General features: G+C 65.1%; 16 protein-coding genes. 10 read left to right on the forward strand and 6 right to left on the reverse strand.

The genetic code is table 11. The features are described from left to right. Positions 1-78 precede the first annotated feature (78 nt). Together RVF83_RS03025 and RVF83_RS03030 are read left to right on the forward strand one after the other, a co-directional pair. Positions 79-1,167, forward strand: coding sequence for a VOC family protein (locus RVF83_RS03025; protein ID WP_005195149.1), 1,089 nt, complete (start codon positions 79-81; stop codon positions 1,165-1,167). Between the two features lie 349 nt (positions 1,168-1,516). Beyond that, positions 1,517-2,386, forward strand: coding sequence for a helix-turn-helix domain-containing protein (locus RVF83_RS03030; RefSeq protein ID WP_005195150.1), 870 nt, complete (start codon positions 1,517-1,519; stop codon positions 2,384-2,386). 30 nt (positions 2,387-2,416) lie between these two features. On the opposite strand, the gene RVF83_RS03035 is transcribed toward RVF83_RS03030, so the two are convergent. The 4 genes from RVF83_RS03035 to RVF83_RS03050 all read right to left on the reverse strand — a co-directional run bounded on the left by RVF83_RS03035 (position 2,417) and on the right by RVF83_RS03050 (position 5,964). Further along, the gene (locus RVF83_RS03035) at positions 2,417-3,580 is read right to left on the reverse strand and encodes an NAD(P)/FAD-dependent oxidoreductase (protein ID WP_005195151.1); all 1,164 of its coding nucleotides are present in this window, start codon (positions 3,578-3,580) and stop codon (positions 2,417-2,419) included. Next, positions 3,577-3,777 (reverse strand): ferredoxin, encoded by a 201-nt coding sequence (locus RVF83_RS03040; RefSeq protein WP_005195152.1) that lies wholly within the window; start codon positions 3,775-3,777, stop codon positions 3,577-3,579. Before RVF83_RS03040 ends, RVF83_RS03035 begins: the two co-directional genes overlap by 4 nt. 59 nt (positions 3,778-3,836) lie before the next feature. Further along, a complete protein-coding gene (locus RVF83_RS03045) occupies positions 3,837-5,048 on the reverse strand; it encodes a cytochrome P450 (RefSeq protein WP_005195153.1) in 1,212 nt (403 codons plus the stop codon). A gap of 91 nt (positions 5,049-5,139) precedes the next feature. Next, positions 5,140-5,964, reverse strand: a complete 825-nt coding sequence (locus tag RVF83_RS03050) for an alpha/beta hydrolase (protein WP_005195154.1) — start codon at positions 5,962-5,964, stop codon at positions 5,140-5,142. Between the two features lie 219 nt (positions 5,965-6,183). Here RVF83_RS03050 and RVF83_RS03055 point away from each other — a divergent pair, with 219 nt between their 5' ends. The 6 genes from RVF83_RS03055 (at position 6,184) to RVF83_RS03080 (ending at position 13,323) form a co-directional block, all read left to right on the forward strand. Then, on the forward strand, positions 6,184-7,299 hold the full coding sequence (locus RVF83_RS03055) for a porin PorA family protein (RefSeq protein ID WP_341262027.1): 1,116 nt from the start codon (positions 6,184-6,186) through the stop codon (positions 7,297-7,299). Positions 7,300-7,705: 406 nt separating this feature from the next. Continuing rightward, positions 7,706-7,921 carry a hypothetical protein gene (locus RVF83_RS03060; protein ID WP_005195156.1) on the forward strand — a complete coding sequence of 72 codons (216 nt, stop codon included), beginning with the start codon at positions 7,706-7,708 and terminating at the stop codon, positions 7,919-7,921. Positions 7,922-7,945: 24 nt separating this feature from the next. After that, a complete protein-coding gene (locus RVF83_RS03065) occupies positions 7,946-10,255 on the forward strand; it encodes an FdhF/YdeP family oxidoreductase (RefSeq protein WP_005195157.1) in 2,310 nt (769 codons plus the stop codon). Beyond that, on the forward strand, positions 10,252-10,920 hold the full coding sequence (locus tag RVF83_RS03070) for a formate dehydrogenase accessory sulfurtransferase FdhD (protein ID WP_051989247.1): 669 nt from the start codon (positions 10,252-10,254) through the stop codon (positions 10,918-10,920). Before RVF83_RS03065 ends, RVF83_RS03070 begins: the two co-directional genes overlap by 4 nt. Positions 10,921-10,999: 79 nt before the next feature. Continuing rightward, entirely contained in the window at positions 11,000-11,641 is a 642-nt protein-coding gene (locus RVF83_RS03075; protein WP_005195159.1) for a TetR/AcrR family transcriptional regulator C-terminal domain-containing protein, read from the forward strand. Beyond that, positions 11,641-13,323, forward strand: coding sequence for an acyl-CoA dehydrogenase family protein (locus RVF83_RS03080; RefSeq protein WP_039879975.1), 1,683 nt, complete (start codon positions 11,641-11,643; stop codon positions 13,321-13,323). Before RVF83_RS03075 ends, RVF83_RS03080 begins: the two co-directional genes overlap by 1 nt. Before the next feature lie 18 nt (positions 13,324-13,341). On the opposite strand, the gene RVF83_RS03085 is transcribed toward RVF83_RS03080, so the two are convergent. Together RVF83_RS03085 and RVF83_RS03090 are read right to left on the reverse strand one after the other, a co-directional pair. Continuing rightward, complete coding sequence (locus tag RVF83_RS03085) at positions 13,342-14,253, reverse strand: LysR family transcriptional regulator (protein WP_039879967.1); 912 nt, start codon at positions 14,251-14,253, stop codon at positions 13,342-13,344. 229 nt (positions 14,254-14,482) lie between these two features. Beyond that, positions 14,483-15,847 carry an FAD-binding oxidoreductase gene (locus RVF83_RS03090; RefSeq protein WP_039879976.1) on the reverse strand — a complete coding sequence of 455 codons (1,365 nt, stop codon included), beginning with the start codon at positions 15,845-15,847 and terminating at the stop codon, positions 14,483-14,485. Between the two features lie 87 nt (positions 15,848-15,934). Between RVF83_RS03090 and RVF83_RS03095 the strand changes: the two genes are divergently transcribed. Together RVF83_RS03095 and RVF83_RS03100 are read left to right on the forward strand one after the other, a co-directional pair. Beyond that, on the forward strand, positions 15,935-16,360 hold the full coding sequence (locus RVF83_RS03095) for a nitroreductase/quinone reductase family protein (RefSeq protein WP_005195163.1): 426 nt from the start codon (positions 15,935-15,937) through the stop codon (positions 16,358-16,360). A gap of 86 nt (positions 16,361-16,446) precedes the next feature. Then, positions 16,447-17,391: a serine/threonine-protein kinase gene (locus RVF83_RS03100; protein WP_039879970.1), complete on the forward strand. Its 945-nt coding sequence runs from the start codon at positions 16,447-16,449 to the stop codon at positions 17,389-17,391. Positions 17,392-17,395: the final 4 nt, after the last annotated feature.

Consider the following 17,395-nt stretch of genomic DNA (forward strand, 5'->3'; position numbering starts at 1 on the left):
CACAATGGGCCGCCATGCTCGTAGCATCCACATTGGAAGGCACGAGTTCGGTGCCGCAACGATCAACAGGAGTAACTGATGAGCGAGAACCCCGCACGATTCGAGATTGCGCACCTCGCGCGGGTCGAGCTGTTCAGCCCGAAGCCGCAAGAAACCGAGGATTTCTTCACGAGGTTCCTCGGCATGTATGTCACCAAGCGTGAGGGCCAGTCGGTCTACCTGCGTGCCTACGAGGACCCCTACCAGTGGAGCCTCAAGATCACCGAAGCGGCCCAGGCCGGAATGGGGCACGCTGCTCTGCGCACCAGCTCACCCGAGGCACTCGAGCGCCGCGCGAAGTCGCTCTCGGACGCCAATATCGACAGCAACTGGAGCGAGAACGAGTTCGGCTACGGCAAGACGCTGGAGTACCAGACGCCAGACGGACACAATTTCTCGCTGGTTTGGGAAGCCGAGAAGTACGTCGCGCCGCCGGAGCTGCAGAGCAAGATCCTGACCCGGCCATCGAAGAAGCCGTTGCAGGGCATCCCTGTGAAGCGCATCGATCATCTCAATCTGATGGCTTCCGACGTGACCGCGATGAAGGACTCGTTCGAACGGCATCTGGGTTTCCGAACGACCGAGCGTGTTGTAGACGGCGACGTCGAGATGGGCGCATGGATGAGTTCCAACCTTCTCGGTCACGAGGTGGCCTGCCTGCGCGACATGACCGGCGGTCGAGGCAAACTGCATCACCTTGCCTTCTATTACGGCACCGGTCAGCACAACATCGATGCCGCCGAGATGTTCCGCGACTACGACATTCAGATCGAGGCAGGGCCTGACCGGCACGGCATCACCCAGGGGCAGTTCCTCTATGTGTTCGAACCCGGTGGCAATCGCATCGAACTGTTCGGCGAGGCTGGGTACATGCACCTCGACCCCTCCGCGGAGACCCAGACCTGGCAGATGTCGGACATCGATACCGGGCTGGCCATCGGCGGCGCGAAGCTTCCGTGGGAGACCTACTTCACCTACGGCACACCGAGCCCCCTGTCGCTGGATCAGCACATCGAACAGTTCTCGCACTTCGGGCCAGGAGCGCCCACTCCCGAGTCTGAAGCTGCCGCCGACGTCCTCCCCGATGCGATCGAGCACTCTCGCGCGGTTGCCGGTGCGCCGAACTGACCGGGTGACGCGTACACGCGGTCGCCAGATCGACGTGAGATTGTGAACCGAGTGGCCGATCACCCCTGGTGGTCGGCCACTCGTCTCACCTGCCGGCGTGACGAGCGCGGCGAGCCTTACCCATGTGGCGGTTGTGAACAGTCACGCCACTGCCGTGTACTCGCCACTTGATTTGACAAGGAACACTGGTGTTCGAGATGCAACAGAGGTGATGTCGATGGTCTCCAAGATCGCAACGCTGGGAGAAAGCAACGGCGTCTCAGACTGTCCGTCTGACGCCGGCGAGTTGTTGTCGGGGTCAGGTGGTCGCGCATGGTGGACAGACACCTTGTCGGAGATGTACTGCGAGATGGATCCCCAGTGGTACACCGAACGAGGGAGATTTCACGCTCGTCTCACGGGCCGTGACTTCGGCAACCTGTATCTGAGCACTGTGCGCGCTGACGGACACGCGGTGGTGCGGACGCCGGCGATGATCTCCGACGTCGATCACGAGGATTTCTTTCTCTGTGCGGTGACTGGTGGCCCCGGCACTGTCACCCAACATGGCAGGTCTGTCGTCCTGGACAAAGGCGACTTCACCGTCGTCGACTCAGGGCAGCCCTACCGTTTCGACTTCCCATGCCGGTTTGCTCAAACAGTAGTTCGCATACCCCGCCCGGTGATGCACAGTCGTGTCCGCGAGAGCGATCTCGACGCGGCGATACTGCGGCGAGTCGCCGGAACCAGCGGCGCGGGAGCAGTGGTCAGCAGGTTTCTCGAGCAAATCGCAGCGCACGGAACAGAGCTCGACTCGCCCGAATCCACAGCGCTGGCCGAGTCCGCCATGGACATGATCGTCGTCGCGCTGACTGCTGCCGGTGTACCCCAATCGACGACGACGAGAGCACACATTGCCGACTATCGTCGCGCGCAGACGTACCTCCGAGCTCGACTCGGCGACAGCTCCCTCACGGTGGCAGGGGCAGCATCCGAATTGGGCATGTCGACGAGGTACCTGCAGAAACTCTTCGCCGCCGACGGAACCACTCCCCGCGAGTGGCTGGTCCGCGCCCGACTCGAGCGGGCTCGGTCGCTGTTGGTGACCAGCGACATCACGGTCGCCGCACTCACCGGCGAAGTGGGGTTCAAGGAGTCGTCTCACTTCAGTCGCTCGTTCACCGACGAATACGGACTCAGTCCGGGGCGCTATCGTCGGCTGGGCCCGCTGACGGCATGAACACGTCAGCGGGCCCCAGCAACTAACGCCTCACACCGCGGCTGGACTCGGGGTCGCCAAACGCCGGCGGTATTGGATGAACCCCTTGTTGTCATTCACCGTGACCCCAGCAACCAGCGAGCCCCCGGCGATGCCGTCCCAGCTCCACTTGGTCGGCCCCCGATTCGCAGTCGGCTCGAATCGCTCCGCCGAGGCCACAAAACCTGCGGCTTTGATATGGAGGTCGTACTGATCGGTCCAGAATGTCGGGATCGGCATGTATGCAACCGGGTGGTGCGCGGCGGTCAGGTTCTCCGCCGCATGTAGGCCCATTTCGGCCGCATTCGACCAATGCTCGACGCGCACCTGCCGGCCCACGCCGTGATGATCCCAGGTCGCGACGTCACCGACCGCGACGATGTCTCGATAGCCCTTGACGAAACAGAACTCGTCACAGACCACCGACCCCTGCGCCAGAGGAAGACCGGAGTCGGACAACCAGCTGGTGTTGGGTCGCGAGCCGATCGCCACCAGGACCAGATCAGCATCCAGCACTTCTCCCGAGGTGAGAACCACCTGTTCGACTCGAGTGTCCCCGCGGAGTTCGATCACGCCGGTCCCGCATCGGAGGTTCACTCCGTGTGCGGAGTGAACCTCACCTGCGAAGGAGCCGATGGTAGGCCCCAGGACCGGCATCAGCGTCTTCGCCATCTCCACGACGGTGACCGATACGGTCCCTGCCACGGCGAGTACCGCCGCCACCTCACAACCGATGAACCCTCCGCCGATGATGACCACCCGCTTCGCCGAGGCAGCAGCCGCGGAAAATGCCGCGGCGTCGTCGAGGCCGCGCAGAACGTGGACTCCCTCGAGGCCGGCGAACGCCGACGGTAGGTACGCTCCACGGCCCGTGGCGATGACGAGGTTGTCGTAGTGCAGGTCGTCCTGAGCCAGCTGCACAACCTTGGACTGGGGGTTCAGCCCGGTGGCGGCGTTGTCCAGTAGCCACGTGAAATCGTCTGTCGCGTCCTCGAATACGCACTCCGCTGCCGTCATCGTGCTGCCGAGAAGTTCCTTCGACACGGGCGGACGGTTGTACGGTCGGTGCTTTTCGTCCCCGACGATGACGATCTCGGACTCAGGGGTACGTTCGCGGACGCGCTGGGCTGCCCGGAGTCCGGCCAGCCCAGCGCCGACGACAACCGTCTTCGTCACTTGTCGTCCTCGACTCGAATGACCGCGAGAGGACAGAGCTTGACGGCCGCAGCGACTTTCGGTCGCAAACCCTCGTCAGGGTTCTCGTCCAACAGCACAACGGTGTCGCCGTCTTCGTTGAGGTCGAAGACCTCGGGGGCGGCGATGACACATTCACCGTGTCCATCGCACATGTCGAAATCGATGTCGATCTTCATGATTACCTTCTTTCCATCCGGGCGGACGATGCCCGGTCGATCTGCACGCCTACGTGGCGTTAGTCAGCCCAGGTGATCGTCAGCTCCAGCTCACCCAGGCTGCGGATGATGTTGTTGGGCTCGTATCGGTGGTTGCCGGCGTGGAAGCGCTCCACGTGGTCGGCCAGGGCGTTGAACAGGGTGGTCATCTCGAGGCGTGCCAGAGGCTTGCCGAGGCAAGAGTGCTTGCCACGACCCCATCCGAGATGCTGAGTGGGATCTCGGGTGATGTCGAACCGATCGGGGTCCGGGAACTGTCGGTCGTCACGGTTGGCCGAGCCGTACATGACGATGATTCGGGACCCCTTGGGGATCACCGTGCCGGCAACCGTGGCATCGGCGGTCGCCACTCGTGTGAAGAACTGCAGCGGCGAGGCCAGCCGGACGATCTCCGGAATGGCCCGGGACAACAGCGAACGGTCCTTACGTAGGAGGTCCCATTGGTCGGGGTTCTCTGCGAAGAGCAGCAATCCGATACCGATCGCGCTGATCGTGCTGTCGATGCTCGGGTAGACGTAGTCGTTCATCACTCCGCGACAGAAGTCTTCTGTCCATCCGGCCTCGGCGCCGTTCTTGAACAGCTGATCGGCCCAGCCACCCTCGCGGATGTTGTTGGGGAAGTTCTCCGCCGCGTACTGGAAGTAGCCGCCCATCGTCTGCAGGGCATCGCCGGTGCGGGGTGCGTCCAGGGGGCCGATGCTGTCGAATCCTGCCTTACCCCACTCGAAGAACTGAGCTCGCCCGGCCTCTGCGATCCCTACGAGATCGGTGACCACGTCGATGGGCATCCGCATGGCGATGTCGGCGACACCGTCGAGTTGGGGCCGATCGCGAAGTTCGGCGATAAGGTCGTCGGAGAAGGACGCCAGCCGGGGCTTGAGCTCCTCGAGCGGGCCCTTCTTGATCGGGCAGCCCTCGACCTGACGGATCTGATCGTGCAGGTCGCCCTCGTTCATCAGGCTGGTCTCGCGGATCGAGTTGAACATGTCGTTGAAGCCGACACCTTCACCGCTGGTGAAGGTTTCCCAGTCGGCGAGCGTGGACGACACCTCTTCGTAGCGAGGCAGGGCGTAGTACCCGTAGTGACTCATCCACACGACCGGGCCGGTTTCGCGCAGCGCGGCATAGGTGGGATACGGGTTCGTCAGGATCTCGTCGACGTGCAAGTTCACATCGGACACCGGCACGCCTTCTGGTGCGCTTTTCTCCGCTGTGATCGATTCTTGGGTCATCGTTGCGTCCTTTCGTTGTGCATGGGCTGTTGTCAGGGGTTTGAGATGGCGCTTACGGCCGCAGTTGTCGTGCTATCGCAGATTTCGGTTGTCAGTCTCGAGGTGTCAGGTGCGCGCGTAGGAATGCAGCGGTCTGCGCGAGATTCGCAGTGCTGTCGAATTCACGGCCTTCGTGGCCGGCACCACCCAGCACTGTGAAGGTCGAATCGGCGCCCGCCGCGACCAGCGCGTCATGGAGGTGGCGGCTCTGCTCGATGGGGGTGATGCGATCACGGTCTCCGTGCGCGATGAGGAACGGAGGTGCTGCGCGATGCACGCGCGACAACGGACTCGCATTCCACGATGCAGCGGTGGGTGCTTCGACTTCGCTCTCGCCGAGAATGGCGGTCTCGAACGGGGGTGGCAGCAGGAAGCTCTCCACTGGACTTCGACGAGAGTTGGCAGACAGATCAGAGGGTCCGAACCAGTGCACGACCGCATCGACTCGGCTGGACTGGTCCTGGTTGCCACCTACATCGCCCTCGAGGTCGGTGTCCCTGTCACTCAGACCGACCATGGTCGCCAGGTAGGCGCCGGCGGAAGCTCCCCATATGCCGATACGGTCCCCGTCGACGTCGAGCGAGGCTGCGTTCGCTCGTGCCCATCGAACAGCGGCTTTGACGTCATGTATTGGGTTCGGGAAGGCCGCCTTGGGCGCCAAGCGGTAGTTCACCGACAACACCGCCACCCCGTGCGAAGCGAGCCCCTCGAGCCGCTCCGACGCGCCGTCGGCCTTGTCTCCCAGCTGCCAGCCTCCACCGTGGATGTAGATCACCAACGGCGGGGCCTCCCCGGACGGACGGTAGAGGTCGGCCGCCACCTCGAAACCATCGATGGTTGCGATGGTCAGATCGGTCTTCACGATCACGTCATTCATTGGCCTGAGCCACCTTTCGATTCTGCCGTCCGCCCGAGGGGCCGGCGTGTTCTCCGAGGCTGTGCCGATTCACGTGGGTTGAGCCACCGACACTCTCCGCCTGTGACTCACAACACTAGGAGCGGTCTGCGGTTGCGGCCATGTCGTCACGCGCACGGACCTGTGCCTTCAGGCGCACGGATCTGACTCACACTGACAGAGTTATCGAAATTGGCTGCGGTGCAGCACTTTTTGCGTCACGGTCACTCACGCGTTCGACCACAGGGTGGCGACGTTGTGTCGGCATCTCGCCGACGACCCAGCTCCACGGAAGAGGGAATTCTCGTGCAACTACAACTGAGATCGAAGATCGCCATCATCGCCGGCGTACTTCTGCTGATCGTCGCCGCTGTGGTGCGGCTCTGGCTGGTGCCGACGATGTCGCGGCTGCCTGACACTCTCGACGTCACCACTCAGTACGCCGGTGTCGGAACGCTTCTCAACGCAACAGCGCTTCAGGAAGGCGACACTGCGAACGTAATCGCCCGCGATGTGCCGGTCACCATCGATCGTCACATCTACGTCTCGAGCACGTCTGGGGACACCGCGATCGCCCACGACGACATCACGCTCGAGGCCGGCGACACCAAGCTGCCGGTGAATCACACGTACGCGATCGACCGCCGCAGCATGGACGCCGCCACGGGTTCATCCGCGGGGTCCGCGACCGAACCGCACCGTGGGATCACTATCGCGCTCCCCCTTCGCCCCTCCCCCGAAACCGCCTACGAATACTACGATTCCGCGACCAGGACCACTGTTCCGATGCAGTACCATGGGGCTGGCGAGGTCGAGGGCCGAGAAGTCTTGAAGTACACGATCAACGCACGGGGACCCCTCCAGGACCCCGCTGTTCTCGCTGCCCTCCCTCCATCGCTACCGAAGGCCACGGTCGCCGGCCTGGCGCCGCTGTTGCCTCCGCAACTGCGCGAGCAGCTGGGAAATGCTGCTCCTACTCTCCCGGAGGTGGTGCCCTTCATCTACACCGCACAGACCACAATCGAACTCGCAGCAGACGCCACCACCGGCGCACCGATCGACGCCTCGCTCAACCAGCAGGTCATCGCCGGGGTCAGCGTCAATGGTCAGACGGTCGACTTGATGCCGGCGCTGGCTGTCGACACCTCATTGACCGATCAGTCCGTCGCAGACGGGGCAGCCGCCGCGTCTTCTCAATCTCGCCAACTCGACATCCTGAGTATCTGGGCACCGATCGGTCTGGCGCTCTTGGGGTGCCGTGCTCATCGCTATCGCCGTGATCTCCGGTCGACGCCGCTCACTGAGCGACCGAGATGAAGACAACGACAAGGCTCGCGACAGCACCCCCCACGCCGGCACACCGGTGTAGTGGGTCTCGTCGGCCGACTGGCACCAGTCGGCCGACGGGGACGCACTCCGAAGTGCGGGACATCGATCCTTTCCGGCACCTGTTTGTTCCCGGCACCTCGAACACCACCACTCGCCACGTATGACCTGTGCAAGCGTGAACCCACGAATTGCGGATTCAGACGTCTCGGAACCTGACACTCGCTGACCAGTATCGATCGAGAACATCGACGCCCCCATCGTCAGCGTGCCACCGGCGCGACTGACCCATGACCTCGCCTCGCGGATCGCGCCGAACACCGATCCGCGAGGCGACTCCACACGCGCCGAACCACCGCGCCCACGGTGTGCGCGACGATGACGAAAGGGGCCATCGATGACATCCGACCACCACGCAATGGTGGAGCTCGCGATACAGTGGCTGCCTTTCGGCGGACCTCCCCCCGAGGACATCTTGGTGACCTACGGAATCACCGTCGACACCTTCTACCAACGCATCCTCGACTACCGAGGCACAACAGCCGTGCCAGCCGAGCTGTCGGCTTTCGCCCGGTCGCAACTGCGCCCCCGCGCTTCTCGCCGCACCGTCTGACACCTACCGGAGATCACTCACACCGTGCCCAGCCCTGCGCCACGTCGCGACATCAACGAACACGACCTCGTCGTCTCGTCCGAGAAGACCCACGCCGCCGGCGTCAAAGCCGTGCTGGTGTCACTACAACGCGGCGTCGAACAGATGGGCGTCGTGCGTACCGCCCAAACCCTGCTGAAACTGAACCAGCGCAACGGATTCGACTGCCCCGGCTGTGCGTGGCCGGAAACTCCCGGCCATCGCAAGCATGCCGAGTTCTGCGAGAACGGCGCCAAAGCGGTCGCCGAGGAGGCCACCCGTAGGGTGGTCGACCCGGAGTTCTTCGCGCAACACTCGGTCGCCGAGTTGCTCGAACGCACCGACTACTGGCTCGGGCAGCAGGGACGGATCACCGAACCGATGGTTCTGCTTCCGGGCGCAACCCACTACACGCCGATCAGCTGGAGCCACGCCAACGCGATCATCGCCCACGAACTGTGCGCCCTGGACACCCCGGATCAGGCGGTGTTCTACACCTCCGGACGCACCAGCAACGAAGCCGCGTTCGTCTACCAACTGATGATCCGGGCGTTCGGCACCAACAACATGCCCGACTGCTCCAACATGTGCCACGAATCCTCCGGCTCAGCCCTGACCGAGACCATCGGCATCGGCAAAGGCTCGGTCTCGGTCCCCGACATCGAAAACGCCGACCTCATCCTCATCGCCGGCCAGAACCCCGGCACCAACCACCCCCGCATGCTCTCCACACTCGAGAAGGCAAAGGCCAACGGCGCCCACATCATCGCGATCAACCCCCTCCCCGAAGCCGGGCTACTGCGGTTCAAAGACCCCCAGAAAGTCCACGGCGTCCTCGGACACGGTGTCGCCATCGCCGACGACTTCCTTCAGATCCGCATCGGCGGCGACCAAGCACTCTTCCAAGGCCTGGCCAAACTCGTCCTCGACGCCGAAGACGCCGCACCCGGCACCGTCCTCGACCACGACTTCCTCACCACCCACTGCACCGGGTGGGAGGCCTATGCCGACCACATCCGGCAGGTTGACCTCGACACGGTCGTCGAAGCGACCGGGCTCACCCTCGAACAGATCCACACCACGGCGCAGGCACTCATCACCTCACGAGCGACGATCATCTGCTGGGCCATGGGACTGACCCAACAGACCCACGGAGTCGCCACCATCCAAGACGCCGTCGCCCTACTGCTGATGCGCGGCATGATCGGCAAACCCGGCGCCGGAGTGTGCCCCGTCCGCGGCCACTCCAACGTCCAAGGCGACCGCACCATGGGCATCTGGGAGAAGATGCCCGATGAGTTCCTCGACGCCCTCGACACCGAGTTCGCCATCACCTGCCCCCGCCACCACGGACTGGACGCCGTGGACTCCATCCGCGCGATGCGCGACGGGAAAGCGTCGGTCTTTATGGCCATGGGCGGCAACTTCGTCGCCGCCACCCCCGATACCGCGGTGACCGAAGCCGCACTGCGCAACTGTGCACTGACCGTGCAGGTGTCGACCAAACTCAACCGCTCCCACCTCGTGACCGGACGGACCGCGCTGATCCTTCCCTCACTCGGCCGCACCGGCAAAGACATTCGCGGCGGCCGCAAACAACTGGGCACCGTCGAGGACTCCATGTCCATGGTCCATCTCTCCCGCGGCGGACTCACCCCCGTCAGCGAACACCTACGCAGCGAAGTCGCCATCGTCTGCGAACTCGCGCAGGAACTGTTCGGCGCCGACCACCCGGTGCCCTGGCAACAATTCGCCGACGACTACGACACCATCCGGGACTCCATCGCCCGCACCGTGCCCGGATTCGACGACTTCAACACCCGCGTTCGCCAACCCGACGGCCTCGCCCTACCCCACCCACCGCGCGACGAACGCCGCTTCCACACCGACTCCGGGAAAGCCACATTCGTCGTCAACGAACTACGATGGGTCCCCGTCCCGGCGGGCCGGCTGATCCTGCAAACCATGCGCAGCCACGACCAATACAACACCACCATCTACGGACTCGACGACCGCTACCGCGGCATCAAGAACGGTCGACGGGTGCTGTTCATCAACGCCGCCGACCTCACAGCCCTCGGATACACCGACGGCGACATCGTCGACCTCATCTCCGAATGGCCTCGACCCGACGGAACCACCGAACAACGCCGCGCACCCAACTTCCGACTGGTCGCATACCCCACACCCGCCGGCAACGTCGCCGCCTACTACCCCGAAACCAACCCACTCATCCCCCTCGACCACGTCGCCGACACATCCAACACACCCGTATCCAAAGCTGTAGTAGTCCGTCTCGAACGCCACCGCCCGTGACCGGCCGCATCACCGCACGTCTCCGCGCCACCCGGATCCACGCCGGAGCAGTCACACCCTGGCCCGACAGCGTCGCCGTCGAGGAACCTCTGGAGATACGCGTTGACCGCCGGCCACTTGCAATCACGATGCGCACCCCCGGAAACGACATCGATCTGACGCTAGGTTTTCTCTTCACCGAAGGACTCATCACCGACCCTCACGATGTTTCGGCGATCCGCTACTGCGACAGCTTCGATGACAGCGGCCGAAACACGTACAACGTCATCGACGTCACTCTTGCACCAGGTATTTCGCTGCCCGACACCGGAATCGAACGCAACTTCTACACCACCTCCTCGTGTGGTGTCTGCGGCAAGGCCTCCCTGGACGCGATCCGTCAACGCACCCTGCACCCACCGGCACGCGATTCGTGTCGCGTCACTGCCGACGTCCTCGCTGGGCTACCGGACCGGATGCGCACTGCCCAGAAAACCTTCGCCCGTACCGGCGGACTGCACGCGGCCGGTCTATTCACCACCTCCGGCGACCACTTAGCGCTCCGCTGCAGAATGAGTGATGCCCTGCCGAGGCTTGGACAGATACCACCAGATACTGACAAGTATGGACAAGTAGCGATGCAATTCGGACATCTTCGAACGGATGTCACACGAAACACCGCCTAGCGCCGAACCTCTTGCCTCCGGTTCGGAACCCATTTATTGTTTGCCATACAAACACTGTTGTCGAATGAACAGGACTTCTGTGGCCACCACCGGACGCGCGAGCCGGGAAGCCGGCAAGGCAACCCGCCAGGCGCTGCTGCGTGCCGCCGCCGAGGTGTTCGCCGAGCGCGGTGAGGCGGCGTCGGTCGCCCAGATCTGCCAACGCGCCGACGCCTACCCGAACCAGGTCACCTACTACTTCAATTCCAAGGAACAACTCTTCGTCGAGGTCGCCTGTGCCGGCGTGCTGCGCGCCGGCCGCCGAGCCGAGGAAGCCGCCGCCGAGACCACGACCGTCCGCGATTACACCAACACCCTCGTCGGAACCCTACTGGGGCCGTGCGCGCGGGACATCGAACTGTTCACCACAGCCATGCTGCTGACGTCGCGCCGCTCCGATCTCCGCGAACACATCACCGACACCCTGCGCACGCTGCACGAACGCGGCGAGCAGGCGCTGATGTCAACGCTGGTGCGCACCGGCTGGCAGCTGCGTGCCGGGATCGATGTCGAGGCGAAGGCCTTCTGGTCCGCGATCTTCGGTCTCGCGGTCCAGAAGGCCGCCACCGGAGCCGATTTCGGTTACCGACTCGAGGACGCGGTCGCCGTGATCTTCACGAATCTGCAGATCCCGGACCGCGTTCTGGACCGGCCACTCGCACCCACGCCCCAGGAGGCATGATGACCCACTTCGCGACGCACATCCACCCGCAGCCTCACCTCACCCACGAGGTCTTCAACCAGTCCGCTCCGCGACTGGACGTCAACGAGTACGAACTCGACACCGTCCTCACCGAGGCCGTCGCACGACACGACGGCGCCTGGGGTGACGCCGAACTCCGGGAGATCGGCGCACTCGTCGGCAGCGAATCCTTCAAGCACGACGCGCATCTCGCCAACACCATCACGCCGGTGCTGCGGACGTTCGACCGCTGGGGTCACCGCATCGACGAGGTCGAATACCACCCGGCGTACCACCGGATCATCTCCGAATCCATCGCCCACGGCGCCCACACACGCTGCTGGGCGGACCCGCAACCCGGTTCTCACGTCGTGCGTGCGGCCGCGTTCATGCTCTTCGGTCAGATCGAGCCGGGCCACGCCTGTCCGGTGTCGATGACGCACGCGGTCATCCCCTCGCTCGAACTGCAGCCCGACGTCGCCGCGAACTGGGTACCGAAGGCGTTGTCCCGCAGCTACTCCCCCGCACTGAGCGCCACCAAGGGGTCGGCGATCTTCGGGATGTCGATGACCGAGAAGCAGGGCGGTTCCGACGTCCGCGCCAACACCACCGTCGCCGTTCCCGCGGGGACCGGCGGCCCGGGGGCCGAATACCTTCTCACCGGCCACAAGTGGTTCTGCTCGGCACCCATGTCCGACGCATTCCTCGTCCTCGCACAGGCGCAAGGCACTGGTGGCGAAGGACTTTCGTGTTTCCTGCTCCCCCGCATCCTGCCCGACGGCACCCGCAACGTCTTCCGCATTCAGCGCCTCAAGGACAAGCTCGGCAACAAGTCCAACGCCTCGAGCGAGATCGAACTCGACGGCACCGTCGCCGTCATGATCGGCGAACCGGGCCGCGGCGTGCGCACGATCATCGAGATGGTCGCGCAGACCCGCCTCGACTGCGTCCTCGGTTCTGCGGCCGGCATGCGCCAGGCCGTCGCCGAAGCCGTCTGGCATGCCCGCCATCGTGCCGCCTTCGGTGCGACACTGGCCGACCAGCCCGCGATGACCGCCGTATTGGCCGATCTCGCACTGGAATCCGAGGCCGCGACCACCACCGCGATCCGCCTCGCCCGCGCGCACGACGAGGATGCGGACTCTCAGGAGCGCGCCTTCCGCCGACTTGCGACCGCGGTCGCCAAGTACTGGATCTGCAAGCGCGGGCCGCACCACGCCTACGAGGCGCTGGAATGCCTGGGCGGCAACGGATACACCGAGGACTTCCCCCTCGCCATGCGCTACCGCGAGCAGCCGGTGATGGCCGTGTGGGAAGGATCGGGCAACGTCATCGCCCTGGACGTCCTGCGTGCGATGACCCGGGAACCCGAATCGGTCGCCGCCTTCGACGCCGAGGTCTCCCTCGCCCGCGGCGCCGACCGGACTCTCGACGCGCACCTCGACCGACTCCGGGAACAACTCGGCGAACTGTCGCGACTCGCCCCGGCCGACGCCCAGCGCCGGGCGCGGTCGACCGTCGAGTCGATGGCCCTGGCGCTCGAGGCGTCACTGTTGGTGCGGCACAGCCCGTCAGCCGTCGCGGAGGCGTTCATCGCGAGCCGACTGGGCCCCGACCGCAGCTTCGAGTACGGCGCACTCCCCGACGGCGCCGATCTCGCCGCGATCCTCGAGCGCCACTGAGACGTCCGGCTCGAGGCCTCACACCACCCCTTCCGCCGCTGCCAGGATCTGCCGGCGCAGCGTCGAGGCGGTGTTGGGCAGCCACATCGCACGGACGGGCGCGAACGGCGGATCGGTGAACTCGACGATGCGGATGGAATTCGCGTAGATCCAGCCGGGTTCGTTGGTGACGAACGCGCACGCCTTCGGATGGGCGATCACCGCCGTGTGCGGCGGCGTGCCGAGGAGCGTCGACAGGATGATGCGCGGCTCGAAACCCGCTCTCCGGCACAGCCCGACGAGGATGTCGGTGTACTCGTACTCGTGCTCGGGCCCCCACACGACGATCTCGTAATCGGCGAGGGCGGCCATGTCGACGCGGGCGTGCGCGGCGAGTGGATGGTCACTGCGGACCGCGAGGCGGAGTTCGTGTTCGGTGGCGATCGTGGTCGCCATGTCCGGTGGCGCCGACACACCACGTCCCAGCGCGAGGTCGATCGACCCCGACAACAACTCATCACGCATGAAGTCGGCGAACACCGGGCGCACCGTGATCGGCACCGAAGGGTCGGCGAGGACCACGGGTTCGATGATGCGGAAGACCTCCGACGACGCGAGGTCGGGTGCGTGACCGATGACGAACGGCGCGGGCGCCCCGGCGTTCACGCGTCTGACCTGCGTGGCGAGCTGCTCACCACCGGCCAACAGGGGTACCGCGCCGCGGTAGAGCGCCTCCCCTGCAGGCGTCGGGGTCAGGCTGCGGCGCGAGCGGGAGAAGAGCTCGACGCCCAACTGTCGCTCGAGTTCACGGATCGCCGACGACAGCGCCTGCTGGCTGATGAACAGGGTGTCGGCGGCGACGCGGAGGCTCGGCGCCTCCATGACGACGACGAACATGCGGAGTCGACGTAGGTCGATATCGCGGAGTCCTACGTCCCCAGAACCATTCATCAACCATCCCCTGTCAGTTATCCAGATTGATGTGATTGTAGGTTGACCTTTGACGCAATATGCTCGTTTTTGCATGGCATCGTATTCAGATGCCATTCGCGTTTGGGCTACCTGCTGAGGTCCCCCCGCGGAGGGGACGGGAGGACCTCGGCAGGTGCTTTTTTCATTTTCCTGATTTCGTTGCCGCCGAGCGGGCGACAATCGCGATGCGGCTCGGCGAGCACCACACCTACAGGATCACGCCCGGATTGAGCAGCCCCTCCGGGTCGAGGGCGTTCTTGATGAGCGTGGTCAGCTCCATCACGTCCGGACCCACCTGATCGGGCAGCCAGCCTTTCTTGAGCCGGCCCACGCCGTGTTCGCCGGTGATGGTGCCGCCCAGTTCGATGGCGAGGTCCATGATCTGACCGAACGCCGTCTGCGCCCGGTCGGCCTCTGCGGTGTCGGCCGGATCGAAGACGATCAGCGGATGCGTGTTGCCGTCGCCGGCATGCGCGATCACCGAGATCATCACCTGGTTGTCCGCCGCGATCTTGGCGACGCCGTCGATGAGATCGGGCAGCGAGGGCAACGGGACCCCGACGTCCTCCAGCAGCAGAGATCCCAGCTTCTCCACCGCCGGGATCGCAGCACGCCGGGCGGCGGTGAACGCTTCGCCCTCGGCGGGGTCGTCGGTCGTGAAGACCTCGCCCGCGCCGTTCGACTCGAAGGCGTTCCGGATGAGTTCGACCTCCTGGGCGCCGGCCGCCCCGGGCGCATCGGACTGGGCGACGAGCAGCGCGCCCGCGTCCCGGTCGAGTCCCATGCGCAGCATGTCCTCGACCGCGTTGATCGCCACCGAGTCCATGAATTCCAGCATCGCCGGACGAATCTCACCGGTCACGGCGAGGACGGCACGACTGGCGTCGTGGACCGAGTCGAAGACCCCTACCACCGTGCTCGCCGGCCCCTGCGGCGGGAGCAGTCGCAGGGTCACCTCGGTGATGATGCCGAGGAGTCCCTCACTGCCGACGAAGAGTTTGGTCAGCGGAAGCCCGGCGGAGTCCTTGAGCTGTTTGCCGCCCACCCGGACCGCGCGGCCGTCGGCGAGCACCACCTGCAGTCCGAGCACGTAATCGGTGGTGACCCCGTACTTCACGCAGCACAGCCCGCCCGCATTGGTGGCGACGTTGCCGCCGATCGAACAGATCTCGAACGACGACGGGTCCGGCGGGTACCAGAGACCCTCGGCGGCAGCCGCGGCCTTGACCTCGGAGTTGAACAGCCCGGGCTGGACGACGGCGGTGCGCGTCGCGGGGTCGACGGCGATCTCGCGCATCTTCTCGGTGGAGATCATGATGGCGCCGTCCACCGCGGTCGAGCCGCCGGACAGGCTGGTGCCGGCGCCGCGCGTGATGATCGGGATCCGGTTCTCGGCGCACCACCGAACCGTCGCCTGGACCTCCTCGGTCGAGGTCGGGCGCACGAGCGCGAGCGGGGTACCGGCGTCCGGGTCGAATGCGCGGTCCTGGCGATAACCGGCGAGGATGTCGGGGTCGGTGATCACCATTCCGCCGGGGAGGGCGGCGGCCAACGAACTCGTTTCGGCACTCATGCGTTCAGCGTATTCTTCGACGCCCGGCACGCGGTTTCACTTCGAGACACCTGCCGGTCAGAGCTCTGTAGGCGTATCAAGGAGGTCGTGAACGACTTCAATTCGACCATCATCAACGAGTTCCGCGCCAACAACGGACATGTCGAGACCGCGGGCTTCGGGAAGAACCTCGTCTTGCTGCACACCCTCGGCGCCAAGTCCGGCGAGCCGCGCATCAGCCCGCTGTTCGGCCTCGCCGACGACGGGTCGTGGCTCGTCATCGGCTCCTTCGCGGGTTCGCCGACGACGCCGGCCTGGGTACACAACCTCCGGGCGCACCCCGACTCGGTTGCCGTCGAAGCCCCCGCAGCCGAGGGCATCGAACGCCACGAGACCCAGGTCGCCGAGATCACCGACGCCGACTGGGAGGCCGCCTGGGCGAAGTTCACGGCGTTCACCGACCAGTTCGTCAAGTACACCGAGACCGCCCAGGGACGGAAGTTCCCGATCTTCCGGCTGACACCGAAATCCTGACGGTCGAGTCCGATTCCGGCACCCGGGTCTCGACACCCTCGTCCGGCACCGCACCCGCGGATCGTCGTCGCTCTACCCTGGGCAGGGTGTTCGAGGCTGGCGACCGGGTAGACGGCTTCACCATCGACGAGTTCGTCGGCGGTGGTGCGAGCGCGGACGTCTTCCGTGCCCATCGCGAGGACGGCGACGGACCGGTCGCGCTGAAGGTGCTGCACCCGAACGCCGCCGATCACGCCCGGGTCCGCGAACGGTTCGAGCGCGAGTTCGGGATCGCCTCGCTCCTCGACCACCCGCACATCGTCCGGATGCGGGCTCACGGCGAGATCGCCGCGCCGCCCGGCTCTCTCGGCCCTCGCCACCAACCGTCGATGTGGCTGGCGATGCAGTACGCCGCCGGCCCGGCGGCCACCGCACTCGTCCCCGGCGGCAACGCCGAACCCGACGTGGACACGATCCTCAGAGTGGCCGGACAGATCGCCGACGCCCTCGACCACGCGCACGGACAGGACATTCTTCACCGTGACGTCAAGCCCGCGAACATTCTGCTCTCCCGGCCGCTCGGCTCCGACGCGGACGACCCCACCCCGGTGGACGCCTATCTCTCCGATTTCGGGATCGCCCAATTCCTCGACGACACAAGGCCGCTCGCGCGCAACGGCCGGGTACAGGGTTCCATCGGGTATGCCTCGCCGGAACTACTTCAGGCACATCGCCTTTCCCCGGCCAGCGACAACTACTCGTTCGCGTGCAGCCTCGTCGAACTGTTCACCGGCACACCGCCGTATCCGCGGCACACGTCCTTCGCGATCACCTACGCACACATCAACGACGACCCGCCGCGGCTCACCCGGCGCCGTCCGTGGCTCCCGTCGGCAATGGATTCGATCTTCGCCAAGGCGCTCGCCAAAGCACCACAGGACCGCTATCCGACGTGTGCGGAATTCGTAGACATCCTGGTCCGCCTCATGCGTGACGTGCCCGTCCCCGAGCCGACCCGATCGCGATGGTGGGGGCGTCCGCGTCATCCGTGACGGA

This window comes from Gordonia rubripertincta, from assembly GCF_038024875.1.
In the GTDB taxonomy this organism is placed as follows: Bacteria; Actinomycetota; Actinomycetes; order Mycobacteriales; family Mycobacteriaceae; genus Gordonia; species Gordonia rubripertincta.

What these genes read in the sequence shown, in the direction of transcription:
- RVF83_RS03090 (WP_039879976.1), bottom strand. Translation starts at nt 15,847, where the DNA reads ATGAGTGCCGAAACGAGTTCGTTGGCCGCCGCCCTCCCCGGCGGAATG.
- RVF83_RS03030 (WP_005195150.1), top strand. Translation starts at nt 1,517, where the DNA reads ATGGATCCCCAGTGGTACACCGAACGAGGGAGATTTCACGCTCGTCTC.
- RVF83_RS03050 (WP_005195154.1), bottom strand. Translation starts at nt 5,964, where the DNA reads ATGAATGACGTGATCGTGAAGACCGATCTGACCATCGCAACCATCGAT.
- RVF83_RS03025 (WP_005195149.1), top strand. Translation starts at nt 79, where the DNA reads ATGAGCGAGAACCCCGCACGATTCGAGATTGCGCACCTCGCGCGGGTC.
- RVF83_RS03080 (WP_039879975.1), top strand. Translation starts at nt 11,641, where the DNA reads ATGACCCACTTCGCGACGCACATCCACCCGCAGCCTCACCTCACCCAC.
- RVF83_RS03060 (WP_005195156.1), top strand. Translation starts at nt 7,706, where the DNA reads ATGACATCCGACCACCACGCAATGGTGGAGCTCGCGATACAGTGGCTG.
- RVF83_RS03085 (WP_039879967.1), bottom strand. Translation starts at nt 14,253, where the DNA reads ATGAATGGTTCTGGGGACGTAGGACTCCGCGATATCGACCTACGTCGA.
- RVF83_RS03045 (WP_005195153.1), bottom strand. Translation starts at nt 5,048, where the DNA reads ATGACCCAAGAATCGATCACAGCGGAGAAAAGCGCACCAGAAGGCGTG.
- RVF83_RS03040 (WP_005195152.1), bottom strand. Translation starts at nt 3,777, where the DNA reads ATGAAGATCGACATCGATTTCGACATGTGCGATGGACACGGTGAATGT.